The sequence below is a fragment of the Desulfosoma profundi genome (genome assembly GCF_055387865.1).
In genome coordinates, this window is sequence record NZ_AP042420.1 from 3,129,303 (window position 1) to 3,142,802 (window position 13,500).

Genomic DNA, 13,500 nt, shown 5'->3' on the forward strand with positions numbered 1-13,500 from the left:
ATGAGATACCTCTCAGTATTTCTGATCATCGGGTGGTTGCTCCTGGCGGCCCAAGGATGTTGGACTCATGTCAGCCTCGGGACGGGGGAGGGTGGACTCACGACTCATCCCGGTGGGGGACCTCCACCGTGGGCCCCTGCTCATGGTTATCGAGCCAAGTATCAATACCGCTATTATCCCGATGCGGCTGTCTATTTGGATGTAGGGCGAGGGCTGTACTTCTATGTCGAAAATGGGCGATGGACTGCGGGGGCGACACTACCACGCAATGTTTCCATAGATGCCGGACGCTACGTGATCCTGGAAATGGATGTCGATAAACCTTACATACATCATAAGGAGGTGCAGAAAAAATATCCTCCAGGCCAGCAAAAAAAGTCGGCAAAGCCGGATAAAGATAAGAAATACTAAAGATTCAGCCACATTGGAGTTGAACATCTCGTCGGCCTCCGTTGGGGCCGGATGGCGAAGTTCGCGGTGCGGAAGGCGAGGGGCGTCCGATCCGAGAGGGCGACTTCTTCGGGATGATTTCAACAAGCGCTCGAACGCGGGCGATCCGCGTCATCGCGCTATTGTTTTGGGGTCATGACGTGGAATCGATGCCGGCCTCGGGCGACGATCCCGTAGGGACGGCCTCCGTGGCTGCCCTGAATGGGTGCGCTCCTCTCAGTGAGGCCGCAGCCCGGTATCGGGGCGACTCCGGGGACCCTGACGAGGACAACCGTGCAGTGGATGGGGTTTGGCATGACGAACCACGTGAGTCCGTGAAACGAGACGGCGTGGACTGACCTTCCGACATCGGACGCCAGGTGAAAATGTGATGGAAAACCCTGGAGCACAAAAGACACGTCAGTTCGAAATCCTATCTCCGGTAAGGCGGTTTTATGCGCAAACACAATTTCACGGACTAAGGGAAGTTGGAAAAGAGGACGGCGGCTTTTTTGACCCGAGCTCCGTGTGCCTGAAGATAGTGGAAGCCCGGCGATCGAAAGGACGAGGACAATAGAGCGGAAAGGCTGGGCTTTCGAGCTACGTTTTGGCGGGTGAGTCATGGGTGCGTCCTGGATAAGACGGAGGCTGAGGTTCAACGGCGTGGTGTGGTTCCTGTGAGTCGGGGTGTTCTGAGGAATTTTTCGATGAGAAAGCGGTGGGTTGTTTTTTCACTGGCATCTCTTCTTTTTGTCCTGTCGCAATTTTACCGTGTAGCCAATGCCGTGATCGCCCCAAGCCTGCAGCGGGACTTGGCGCTTACGGCACAGCAGTTGGGGCTGCTAAGCGCCGTGTTTTTCTATGCATTTGCTTTCGTGCAGATTCCTTTGGGCATGGCCATCGACCGATTCGGGGGTCGATTAACCATGGCGGTGCTTACGGCAGGAGGGGCGGGAGGGGCGTTGATTTTTGCCGGTGCCACGTCTTTTCCCGTTGCGTTGCTCGGGCGCGGTCTGCTTGGGTTCGGGATGGCGGGGAACCTTATGGGTTCGATGAAGCTTTTCAGCCAGTGGTTTTCCCCTCGGGAGTTTGCCACTCTCTCGGGCATGATGCTGGCCTTGGGCACTCTGGGCAACATTCTTGCGGCAACACCCTTGGCGGTGGCCAATGAAGCCATCGGTTGGAGAGGGTCTTTCGTGATTGCCGGCACCGTGACATTTCTGCTCGCAGCCGTGTTTTTCTTCTGCGTGGAAGAACACCCCTCAGGGGCACAGGTTCCGCCGGCGCCCCCTACAGGGGCGGGGTTCTGGCCCGGCCTGCGAACCCTTTATGCCAGCCGAAACTATTGGATCATATCCGCTGCGACCTTCTTTCGATACGGAACCTTGGTGGCCATTCAAGGACTGTGGATCGGCCCATACATGATCCAGCAGTTGGGGCTGTCCCCCATCACGGCGGGGAACCTCCTCTGCGCCCTCAACATCGGCCTGGTCTTGGGCTCACCACTGGGGGGATGGCTTTCCGATCGAGCGCTGCGCTCCCGCAAGAAAGTCGTCCTTTTGGGATTGAGCATGATGGCTGTGGATCTATTCGGATTAGCCTTGGGGTGGGCGGGAAAAAGCCTCTGGATTCTCGGAGGATTGCTCTTCAGTTTCGGTTTGTTCGGCTCTTTTGGCATCGTCATGTACGCCCACATCAAGGAACTCATGCCCGCCCATATGACGGGCTCCGCCTTGACGGGCATCAATCTGTTTACCATGCTCGGAGGCGCGGCCTTGCTCCAGGGCCTGGGTTGGATGCTTGATCACGGCTGGGCTCGAAACCCTGCGGGACATCCAGACTATCACATGCTCTTTGTGCTCTGCGCTCTCGGCGTCGGTGCCGCCATGGTGGCCTACAGCTTCGTCAAAGACAGCTCGTGAACGGGACCCGCCCCGAGAAGCTTGGGTCGTATTGGCGAACACGCGGGCGGCCACGCCATCCGAGGATAATCCCTGGCCTCCACGGGCCATCCTCTCATCCAGTCCTGCGAGATTCAGGAACAAGGAGATCGTGCGGAGAACGCCACAACCTGACCACACCCGCGTTGTGCCCTTGGATGTCCGGACCGGACGAAAGCGCCGGTGGAACACCTTGCCGGTTGGAGTTCCTCCTTTCACGGCAGCCCTGACCCGCACATTGCGCCGAGAAACACCACCTATTCAGCAGGTCTGTAAGGCTCTGGGGGTGAAGAGAAACTCCTGACAGGAAAGAGCTAAGGAAGCTCAAGCCTTTTCCGTGACGCGACCTCCGGCGCTTTTCAACGATTGGGGAAGTCTATACTTTTTCAACTTTTCCTCGAGGATTTCCTATTTGCCGTCTATCCCCACTTTTCTTAGAAGGAGCTATCCGGGGGCTTCGCAGACGGCGATCGGCTCAGGGGGTTCACGGAGGCGGCATAGACCCAACAAATGACGTATTCGGCTCTGGAGTCAGGGGAGAAAAGCATGACGGCAAACTATGAGGCGATGTGGGAAAAACTTCACTTAGACCTGGATGCGCACAGCTCGCTGCTTCAGGTCTTGGGTAAATTCTACGGGGACATCTATCTCTCCCAACAGGGGCGCCTGAAAGGAATGGAATATCTGGATTTCGTCCTTTCAGAGATCCACGGACTTCGAATCCGAGAGCTGCAGGAGGCTAAAAGTCAGGGCAGAAAGGTCGTTGGGACCTTCTGTGTCTTTGTCCCGGAAGAGATCGTATGGGCCGCCGATGCCATTCAAGTGGGTTTGTGCGCGGGAGCGGAAGCCGGGACGGAAGCGGCCGAAAAGATTCTTCCACGCAACACATGTGCCCTGATCAAGTCTTTCGTCGGTTTTAAGCTTGCACGGTTATGCCCGTTTTTCGAATCGTGCGACCTGATTGTCGGGGAGACCACCTGTGACGGAAAAAAGAAAGCCTATGAAGTTTTTTCTGAATATGCGCCGATCTACGTCATGGAAATCCCCCAGATGAAACAGTCCTGCGATCGAGACCTGTGGAAAGCGGAAGTCCTTCGGTTCAAGTCTGCGGTGGAGAATTTGACGGGTCGGGAGATTACGGCGGACAGGCTGAAAGAGGCCATTAAGCTTATCAATGCCCGGCGTCGGGTGCTCCAGCGCCTGAACCAGTTGCGGGCCGCGGAGCCCTTACCCATCTCTGGTCGGGATGTGCTCTTAGTCAACCAGGTGAGTTTCTACGATGATCCCGCACGTTTTACCCAGAAAATCGGTGAATTGTGCGATGAATTGGAACACAAGATCCAACGGAAGGAAGGTGTCGCCGACGGTGCGGTGCGGGTCATGCTCTCCGGGTGCCCCATGGCCATTCCCAACTGGAAGCTCCCGTATATTATCGAATCTTCCGGGGCGATCGTCGTCGGTGAGGAGTCCTGTGTCGGCACCAGAAATACGCGGGATTTGGTGGACGAGGGCGGTGAGACACTGAATGAGTTGATCGACGCCCTTGTGGATCGCTACATGCGGATCGACTGCGCGTGTTTCACTCCCAATCAGGAACGCCTCGAACACATCGTGGAAATGGCCCGTGGTCTCCACGTGAAGGGTGTGATCCACTATGGTCTTTCCTTTTGCCATCCCTATGCCATCGAGAGCTTCAAAGTAGAAAAGACCCTCGCGAAAGCCGGGATTCCCATGCTGGCCATCGAAACCGATTACAGCATGGAAGATGTGGAACAACTGAAAACGCGGGTCGAAGCGTTTGTGGAAATGATCCGATAACCGTCATTGGGTCGCGGCCTTCCATGCGTGTGATCGGAATAGATATTGGCAGCCGCTCCATTGAAAGGGTGGTCTTTGAGGGTTCCGGGAGAACGTGGAGTTGGGAGAAACTGCCCACGACCTATGATCCCCTAGGGCAGTGTCGACGGCTGCTGGCAGATGTCGATAACACGCCCGTAGTGGCCACAGGCTACGGCCGGCGTTTAGTGGAGGAAAATTTTCCCCATCTGCGGGTCCAGACCCTGACGGAGATTCAGGCCTACGCGCGAGGAGTCCATTATCTGTACCCCCATGCGCGGACGGTGCTTGACATTGGGGGGCAGGACACGAAGGTCATCGCCTTGGCCCCCGGGACGGGACGGGTGGTCAAGTTTGAGATGAATGACCGGTGTGCGGCAGGGACCGGGAAGTTCTTGGAGTTCATGGCCACGGCGCTGCAGATTCCCATTGAATCCTTTGGCGATTTTGCTCTGGAGGCGGACCGCAGGGTACAGATCCATAGCATGTGCACCGTCTTTGCCGAATCGGAGGCCACTTCTTTGATGGCTCGGGGTGAGCCGCCCCAAAACATTGCCATGGGCCTTCACCTGGCTATCGTCCAAAGGGTGTTGGGGATGATTCGGCGGGTAGGTCTGGAAAAACCCGTCGTTTTTGCAGGGGGTGTGGCGCATAACCCTTGTATCTGCCGGCTTCTCCATGAGGCTCTGGGCGATGGGCTTGTGGTTGCCGAAAACCCGGATGTCATCGGGGCTTTGGGTGCCGCGCTTGTGGGGTTGGACGCCGCGTCCATGGCGGAGAGCTCCCGATGAGAAGATCACGGCGCGTTCTCGTCCTCTGTCATTGTTTGCTCAATGCCAACGCCAAGGTTTTCCCCTTGGCGCTGGTCCCCGGGGTGTATCAGGAAGTTCTGGATCCCTATCTTCGCCAGGGCGTAGGGTTTGTCCAACTGCCGTGCCCTGAGCTCAGCTACCTCGGGCTTAACCGTTGGGGAATGACACGAGAACAGTACGACCACCCAAACTTCCGGGCCCACTGTGGAACGATTCTGCGGCCTGTGGTCCATCAGCTTCAGGCCATGGCCGCTGGGGGCATCCAGGTCCTTGGGGTTGTCGGGATGGATGGCAGCCCCAATTGCGGAGTGAACTTCACCTGCTCGGGGTATCAAGGGGGGGAATTGGACCATAGAAGCGTGCTTGCCCAGATAGAGAATCTCACGTGGATTCCAGGCAAGGGGGTCTTTTTTGAGATCTTGGACGAAGCTCTTCGAAAAACTGGGCTGTGCTTGCCTTTTGGGGCTTTAAAAGAATCGGAAGGGGATACGACAGCAATCCTTTGGGACAAGGAGTCATGCAATGAAAATTCGTCAGCTTGCCTGGATTTTTCTTCTCGGAACATGCCTCTGTGCGACCCTCGCGCACGCGGATGACTCTTGGAAAAAAGTTCAAGAGCGCAAGGAGATGATCGTCGGATTGTGCGCCCAGTACCCGCCGTTCGAGTCCAAAAACGAGAAGACGAAAGAACTGGAGGGATTCGATATCGATTTGGCCAGAGCTTTGGCCCAGAAGCTTGGTGTCTCCGCGAAGATTGTGGATGCCGAATGGCAGGGATTGTTGGGTGGGCTGAAAAAAGGGGACTATGATGTGCTCATTACCTGCATGTCGAAATCGGAGACTCGAGGAGAAAATGTGAATTTCAGTGATGTCTACTATCGGTTACCAGATGTCATTGTTGTCTCGAAGGATAATCAAGGCATTCGTGGTAAGGCAGATCTTCAAGGAAAGATTGTGGGCGTTCAATTGGGTTCCGCAAGTGAGCAGTTGGCCGATCAAATGAAAGATACTTTTAAGGAGATCAAAAGATATAACTATAATCCGGAAGCCTTCACCGATCTCAAGTTCGGTCGCATTGATGCGGTCATTGTCGGCTACGCCTACGCCGTGAATCAGATCAAAGTGGACCCTACCTATAAGGTGGTGGGAGAACCTCTCGCAGAAGCCGAAATCGTGATGGTCCTGCGTAAGGGTGCGGACGAACTCACGGCAAAGCTTAACAGCGCCTTGGGAGAGCTTCGGCAAGACGGGACCTATCAACAGATCCACGACAAATGGCTGAAGATTGAGTGAGGTGTTTCAGGGATCGGGGCGACATCCGGTGGACGTATTTCGGCTGGATATCCTCCTGGGCGCTGCCCCTCTCCTTGTTGAAGGGTTGACCGTCACCCTCGCCGTGTCTTTGACTTCTTTCGCCTTCGCGTGTGCCCTGGGCCTGGCGGTGGGGGTGCTGCGGTCGAGATTTAAGAGCGCGCGCTGGATATTTGCGCCTTATGTGGAGCTCTTCCGAGGGACACCTCTTCTCATCCAACTCTTTTTTCTCTACTACGGCCTTCCAACCGTAGGAATCAAAATGAGCGCGCCGACAGCCGCGGTGTTGGGTCTAGGACTCAATGGGGGAGCCTACATTTCGGAGACGATTCGTGGAGCTTTGCGCTCCATCGAGCAAGGGCAGATGGATGCGGCACGGGCCCTCGGCTTCACCTGGGTTCAGGCCATGGTTCACGTGATCGTTCCCCAGGCTCTGCGGGTTGCTTTACCCCCTTTGGTCAATTCCTTTTCCTCCCTACTCAAAGAATCATCTTTGGTGTCGGTTTTGGCCATTACGGAACTGACTCGAATGAGTCAGCTGGTTTACACGAGAACCTTTCGAGCCTTTGAAGTCTACTTGGCCGTCGGGGCCCTTTATTTTGTGTGTACGGGTGTCATCTCCTGGCTCTCGTCCTGGTTGGAAAGGCGTTTTCGGGTCAGCGGCAAGATCCACTGAGAAGATGCCATGAAAATGCGGGCCCCGCTGCCTCCGTGGGCTTTTCCTGAGAGTCGTGTGATTGATCCGAGCTCCGATGACCCCGCAGAACGCGCAGACCCCGTTCCGTTTCGATCGCCGAAGATGATTGCGTGGGGCCGGAGTCTCTCTGAGAGGGCGACACTTGAACATCGCCATCCATAAAGGAGACTCAGGGGTGGCGACTCCCCGTTCTTGAGCCGAGGCGGATTCGGGGAAGCAGTCTGGTCGACGCTTGACATTCGCTCTCTCTGTGAGATAGGGAAAGCGTGCTCATGGAGAGCATGCTTATACGCAGGACATTTTCAGCGATCCTGCCTCTGAGAACCTAGGGACCGACCCTGACTCCGTTGCCACCGGGGGGCTTGCGGTGGCAGCCGTCTGCACGGTCTATTCATCCCGCCACGAAGCCGGGCTCCAATTCCTCGAAGGGAAAACTTAACGACCTCGTTCTGAGGGCCGCAAGAGTCCAAAGAGTCTTGCATTTCGGCCCGCGTGCGGACTCGTGAACCCACAATCCGGCCTGAAGGCTCATCACACGCGCATCGCATCATTGGACGCTATGGAGGCGGAGAATTGGGCCGTTGCCCAAGGGCCGTTTCGCGCCAATGGGGATGGAAACACTCTGCGGGATTGGGACGCGGCAACAAGGAAGACGCAGGGCCAAAGAAAACCTCAAGAATCGGCGGGAGGAGGAAAATGAAAAGGTGGGTTTTGATCGGGTGCGCCATCGCCACCACTTTGTGCTCGGTGGCGGTTCCAGGGTGGGGACAACAGCCCTCGACATCGGCCAAACTGGAGGAAATTGTGGTCACTGGCACCAAGACCCTTAAATCCATGGATGATGTCCCCGGCAGGGTAGAGATCATCACCAAGGAACAGATCCAAAATTACAGTGGTAGCCTGACAAAAGTCGACGACCTTCTGAAATATATCTCCGGACTGACCGTGGTCAGAGGAAATGGCATTTACAGCCTAGGGGTCAGTGCCACGCTCAGAGGACTTTCCAATGAAGGCGCTCGAACACTGGTGCTCGTCGACGGTGTTCCCATCAACAAAAGCGACACCGGGGAAGTCAACTTTAATCGGATCAATCTCGATGATGTGGAACGCATCGAGATCTTTAAAGGTCCAGCGTCCTCGATTTACGGCAACAATGCCATGGGAGGCGTCATCAATATTCTGACAAAAAAACCTGATCCGGGACCTCACGGATCCTTCAACACTTTCTACGGCAGTCATGAGAGCTCTGGGGCTGAAGGGATTCTTTCGGCTCGAGCCTCTCATGGGGATTCCGGGTTATGGGCACGTGCCTCTGGCCAATACCTGAAAAGTGACGGCTACGTATCGACGCCCGAGGAGAAAAGAGCGCCATATACTGTAAAGAGGTTTGTAGATGAAGAAATCGGTTCTTTTCAAATGGGTTACGATATGGACCGAGACACCGGCTTCGATTTTAAGATCAACTACTTTAATGACCATCGGGGAGAAGGGACCAAGATTCAAGCCAAAGACGGTGTGAGTCGGGATTTCGACACAACTGCGGGTTCCCTCCGATACCGAGGCAGTGCTGGGTCTGGGAGATGGCATACGGCGGTTTTCTGGCAGAATGAAAATTATCAACGAATCAGCGAATCCCTCCGCGGTACACAATACACGCAATTCTTTGTGGACTCAGATCGCACGGATATGGGGATTGACGGAAGCTATTCCATATCCTTGGGAGACACTCAGTTGCTCACATTTGGTGCCGATGTCCGGGAAGGCAGAGTGGACGCTTCCGACATTTACAAGACGTCGCCCGACCGCGCGAATAACAAAGGTCGATTGAGAATCGGGGGGCTTTGGATTCAGGACGAATTGTTTTTCTTCAAGGAGCGCCTGTCCATTGTGGGGGCTTTGAGGTGGGATCGCGCGGAGTTTTTCGGCGGTGAGTTTTATTCGACCTTATCACCGTTTAATCAGTTGAACGGCGAGTTGGAAGAAAATAGCTGGAGCGCCATCTCCCCAAAGCTTTCGGCGCGCTACAGATGGACGCCGGCGCTCGCCACCTACGCCTCATACGGGAGAGGGTTTCGCGCCTCCATTTTGGACGATTTATGCCGGTCCGGTATCATGTGGGGGATCTACAAAGTGGCCAATCCCCACCTGGACCCGGAAACCCTCGATTCCTTTGAAGTGGGTTTTGATTATCGCCCCCAAGAAAAGCTCAGTTTTCATGGATCTGCCTATTATTCCATAGGAAAGGATTTTCTCTACTACGTCCCCACAGGAAAATCCTTAGACAATCGACCGATCTATCGAAGAGAAAACATTGATACGGTTTTCTCCTACGGCTTGGAGCTGGAATCCAGATACATATGGAATCCTAGTATTTACTCATTTCTTAACTATACTTATAGCATGGGTAAAATCGATAAATTCGAAGAAAACCCTCTGGCTGAAGATCAAGAACTGACGCGCACACCAAACCATCAAATCAAGGGCGGTATTACCTATGTGAATCCGTATGTCAATGTAAGTGTATTGGCTCTCTACAAGGGTAGTCAATATGTGTACACGAACGAGATGAAACAGACCGTCGACAAGGTGGATCCCTACTTCACAGTAGACGCTAAGATCTGGAAGGAATGGGGCAAGAATCTTGTTTTTTCTCTCCACGTCGAAAACCTGCTGGATCAAAAATACATGGAAACCGCCGACGATGAGGCTCCGGGAGTCTTTGTGACAGCTCAGATGACCTATAAATTTTAAAGTCAACCTGGGGCGGACTTCTGAGAGAATCTCGAGAACACCTTGGAAAATCCAAAGGCCCGACACTGTCAGCACCTGAGCAAAGGTGCGAAGCGGCGAAGCGACCATGGCTATCGGTTTTGGAAAAAGGGGGGAGACGATGGACAAGAGAGCCCTATGCGTATTGATCCTTCTGGGTGGGCTATACACGTCCGGAGTTTTTGTGGACACACTGTGCGCTCAAACACATGGCATGACAGACCCTTACACATTAGTCTACGGCCTTGGGGCACAGGCTTGCAAAGCGGCCAGTCAAAGATTTTCCGATTGGAAAAAAGGCTCCGTCTTGGCGGTGACCAATGCCGGTTACGTCCAAATTGACGGTAAAGATAGTGCACCAGTTATTGATGCGTTGACAGACAAAGCCGGGGCAAGTCTCGGAAGGGGAAACTTGCTCCTGGTTCATGAGGCCTCTGACAAGCCTCTGTTTGTTTTCTTCTACCACGCCCGTTCAGGCGCGGCGCTGTACCTGGAACGGAGAAAAGATGCAACGGGTGGAACGACGCCATTGGGCGCTCAAAATGCTTATGAAGAAACGTTCCAGCGGGATTTTGCCTCCTATCTCAAAGACCCAACGCTTCTCGAGTCCCGAATGAACGAAAGCTTTTTCGGAGGCCAGGGCATGCGGCTCGTCCTTTTTAGCTGGCTGTGGAGTCAAAACGCAAACCCAGAAATACGCACAGCGGCACTCTTCCACGATCATCTGTGTCCTGGGGTCGTCAGCGGCTACTATGTGAGCCGTTATCTTCGCCGACATTTGCCCCTGGGCTCCGGCCAAAGCTATTCGGTCCTTTCGACACCAATGTATTGCAAAGATGACGCGATTCAAACCCTTCTCAATGTTACCCCTGGGAAACGTTCCTTGGCAGCGATTCCCATGAATGCGCAGGATAAGGAATGTCTGCTCGAGCACGCCAGAGATGCTGTTGGCTTGTTCTTCCGGTGGGACCAGAACACTAAGATGGCGACGGGACTGGTGCTGGGTTTCGATTGGAAGAAACTCGAAAGGGACGCAGGCCTTGCCCCTGAGGAAAAACGGCGAACGTTGGCCGATCGAGTCAAACTTCTCCAGTGGATGGTGGAGCATCAGGACAATGATGAAAAATACGTGCGAGTTATCAAGGAAATTACCCTCGAGGAAGGGACAACCCCACAGGATTTGGCCCGGCCGGGAGTGAATCCGTGGGTCCGTTGCGGGTTGTGGAAATGTGGGACTTGACCTCGGGCGACCCAAACGCGTGTAGGGACGACCCTTACTTTGTAATTCTCGGGGAGCCGTAAGGAGAGTGGGCTCAGAACGGGGATGGGTGTGAATGGTTGGCGCTACTGCCTTTTAGTGGATTCAATGTCAAAATCAAAAAAACAAGGTACCGAAATGACTGAAGTCTTAGACGCAAACGATAGTATACCGGCTCTGATCCGCAAAACGGTCCGGGCTCCATCGAGCCATAACACCCAGCCGTGGTTCTTTCGCGTCTCGAACAAAACCATTGATGTCTTTGCAGACCGGAGGCGCGCGCTGCCGGTGAATGATCCGCACGATCGGGAACTGACCATAAGTTGCGGCTGCGCCCTGATGAACCTGCGTGTTGCTGCGGCAGGGGCCGGGTTTGATGTGCAGATCAACCTTTTGCCCGACGGGAACGCATCGGATTTATTGGCGCGGGTGACGATCATGCCGGCGTCGAGTGTGAATGTCCCCGAAAGTGTTCTTTTGGAATTCATCGACAAGCGTCGGACCGACCGCAAAAGTTTTGCATCTCGGGATGTGGATTCGGTAACGGTCGGTCATTTGTTGGAAGCTTCCAGCATAGAGGGAGCCTGGCTGCGTCCCCTGGTGACCAAAGAGGCAAGACAACAGGCGGCACGACTCGTGGCCCTGGGCGACGCGGTTCAGTGGCGGAATCCGAGCTGGCGGCGTGAGCTGGCTGTTTGGATGCGTCGGCGCCGCCACGGTGACGGCTTGATCGTCCCGGCTTTGTTTGCGATGCTTGCCCGGTTCATCGTTCGCAGCTTTAACATGGGTGACTTCGTCGGGGCAAAAACCGGCAGCTCGCGGAAACCTCCCCCTTGCTTGCGGTGCTCGGGACAGACGGGGATACCAAACACGACTGGATACTGGCCGGACAGGCCCTCCAGCGCCTGCTCCTGGTTGGATGCCAAAGCGGCCTGCACGCGTCGTATCTGAATCAGCCGATCCAGGTGGCCGAACTGCGTCCGAAGCTCCAAAACCTCGTGGGCGGCGGATTCCCACAGATCCTGCTTCGGCTGGGTTACTCCAAGGAGCAGCCATCGGCTTCTCCGCGGCGCCCGATAGAAGATGTGGTGGAGAGGGTCTAGGTATGTTCAAGATTTTCATCGTTGGGGGACTGCTGGCCTTTTCGGCCGTAGCCGGTGCCGTTGTGTGGGGCGCACGAAGTTGGGCCGACGGCACCCGGCAGTTGCGAGCCCGCATTGTGAATGCCCGTGTGCCGATGGCCCCTCTGATTGTCGACTTCCGCGAGATTGACGGGCTGCCGGAGCCGGTCCAGCGCTATTTCCGCACGGTGCTTCGGGAAGGGAACCCAATGGTGACCGGAGTGCGGGTGCGGCATCAAGGCACTTTTAACATGGGAGAGACGACCGACCGGTGGCGGCCGTTCAGTTCCGATCAATGGGTGGTGACTCGACGCCCAGGTTTTGATTGGGATGGCCGCGTGACAATGATGCCGGGCCTGACAGTCCGTGTGCACGATGCGTATGTTGCGGGCGAAGGCGTCCTCCATGCCGCTTTACTCGGCCTGATCCCTCTCGTTGACCTTCGTGGGGTCGGTGATATCGCCCGAGGGGAGCTTATGCGCTTTTTGGCCGAAGCGGCATGGTATCCGACCGCCCTCTTGCCCAGCCAAGGCGTGCGATGGGACGCGCATGATGCGCGGTCTGCCCGCGCGACACTCACCGACGGGCCCGTAAGCATCACGATGCTGTTCACATTCAGCAACTTCGGTGGCATTGAAACGGTAAAGGCCGAGGCACGAGGGCGCACCGTGGGCCAACAGGTGATTCCCACACCGTGGCAAGGGCGTTTCTGGAATTACCAGGAGCGTGGGGGAATGCTGGTGCCCCTTGAAGGCGAGGTGTCCTGGCTGCTTCCTGAAGGGGAGAAGACGTATTGGCGCGGGCGAATCCTTGAGATCGAATATGAATTGGCGGAATGATCGACTTCAAGGCGGGCTCGCTCATTCCAGCGTGCAGTAGGGCCCGGTGCGCGCCGCCGGCGATCCCGCCGACAAAGGCTCCTTTTGGAGAAAAAAAGCACATCGGGGAAGCGAACTCTATTTCCATGCCACAAATCGCTCTTCGGGGAAAAGAAGCTCTCGTCTGACCCCGGCGAGGTTTTCTTGACCGGAAAACCTGAAGTCGTCTCCGGCTTCATGGAGACCTTTCGTTCCTGCTGGTCTACCAGCACCTGTGCCGAAAACGACTTCAGACCCACCGACAACTTCAGCTGCGGCCCTGGCAGACTGGGCTTTTGCATGCAGCCCTGACCATCCTGCTCGAAAAATGCGTTTCGGCGGCCCCTGCCGTCCACGTATCGTATATCTCTTAGATGCCGTTTGTTCTCCATCCGCGCCGGGCGAGTCATGACTCTCCATGAGTTCTTCCACTGTCACCATCTGCTGGGTGACAATGCCCACAAGGAAAA

The 13,500-nt window shown here is 55.4% G+C and carries 12 protein-coding genes; all 12 read left to right on the forward strand.

Going from position 1 to position 13,500, the window contains the following annotated elements; all coding sequences use genetic code 11:
• The gene (locus tag ACZ5K9_RS13495; RefSeq protein WP_464271849.1) at positions 1-411 is read left to right on the forward strand and encodes a hypothetical protein; all 411 of its coding nucleotides are present in this window, start codon (positions 1-3) and stop codon (positions 409-411) included.
• Between the two features lie 113 nt (positions 412-524).
• Positions 525-788 carry a hypothetical protein gene (locus tag ACZ5K9_RS13500; RefSeq protein ID WP_464271850.1) on the forward strand — a complete coding sequence of 88 codons (264 nt, stop codon included), beginning with the start codon at positions 525-527 and terminating at the stop codon, positions 786-788.
• 348 nt (positions 789-1,136) lie between these two features.
• Positions 1,137-2,351, forward strand: a complete 1,215-nt coding sequence (locus ACZ5K9_RS13505) for an MFS transporter (RefSeq protein ID WP_464271851.1) — start codon at positions 1,137-1,139, stop codon at positions 2,349-2,351.
• Between the two features lie 564 nt (positions 2,352-2,915).
• Positions 2,916-4,187, forward strand: coding sequence for a double-cubane-cluster-containing anaerobic reductase (locus ACZ5K9_RS13510; RefSeq protein ID WP_464271852.1), 1,272 nt, complete (start codon positions 2,916-2,918; stop codon positions 4,185-4,187).
• A gap of 23 nt (positions 4,188-4,210) precedes the next feature.
• Positions 4,211-4,996, forward strand: coding sequence for an acyl-CoA dehydratase activase (locus ACZ5K9_RS13515; RefSeq protein WP_464271853.1), 786 nt, complete (start codon positions 4,211-4,213; stop codon positions 4,994-4,996).
• Positions 4,993-5,613, forward strand: a complete 621-nt coding sequence (locus ACZ5K9_RS13520) for a CD3072 family TudS-related putative desulfidase (RefSeq protein ID WP_464271854.1) — start codon at positions 4,993-4,995, stop codon at positions 5,611-5,613. Before ACZ5K9_RS13515 ends, ACZ5K9_RS13520 begins: the two co-directional genes overlap by 4 nt.
• Positions 5,540-6,310, forward strand: a complete 771-nt coding sequence (locus tag ACZ5K9_RS13525; protein WP_464271855.1) for an ABC transporter substrate-binding protein — start codon at positions 5,540-5,542, stop codon at positions 6,308-6,310. The genes ACZ5K9_RS13520 and ACZ5K9_RS13525 overlap by 74 nt, the downstream gene beginning before the upstream one ends.
• Position 6,311: 1 nt before the next feature.
• A complete protein-coding gene (locus ACZ5K9_RS13530; protein WP_464271856.1) occupies positions 6,312-7,004 on the forward strand; it encodes an amino acid ABC transporter permease in 693 nt (230 codons plus the stop codon).
• A 717-nt stretch (positions 7,005-7,721) separates the two neighbouring features.
• Positions 7,722-9,776 carry a TonB-dependent receptor plug domain-containing protein gene (locus tag ACZ5K9_RS13535; protein ID WP_464271857.1) on the forward strand — a complete coding sequence of 685 codons (2,055 nt, stop codon included), beginning with the start codon at positions 7,722-7,724 and terminating at the stop codon, positions 9,774-9,776.
• Between the two features lie 139 nt (positions 9,777-9,915).
• Positions 9,916-11,034, forward strand: coding sequence for an FmdE family protein (locus ACZ5K9_RS13540; RefSeq protein ID WP_464271858.1), 1,119 nt, complete (start codon positions 9,916-9,918; stop codon positions 11,032-11,034).
• A gap of 156 nt (positions 11,035-11,190) precedes the next feature.
• Positions 11,191-12,003 carry an Acg family FMN-binding oxidoreductase gene (locus tag ACZ5K9_RS13545; RefSeq protein ID WP_464271859.1) on the forward strand — a complete coding sequence of 271 codons (813 nt, stop codon included), beginning with the start codon at positions 11,191-11,193 and terminating at the stop codon, positions 12,001-12,003.
• A 154-nt stretch (positions 12,004-12,157) separates the two neighbouring features.
• Positions 12,158-13,012: a DUF6920 family protein gene (locus tag ACZ5K9_RS13550; RefSeq protein ID WP_464271860.1), complete on the forward strand. Its 855-nt coding sequence runs from the start codon at positions 12,158-12,160 to the stop codon at positions 13,010-13,012.
• Positions 13,013-13,500: the final 488 nt, after the last annotated feature.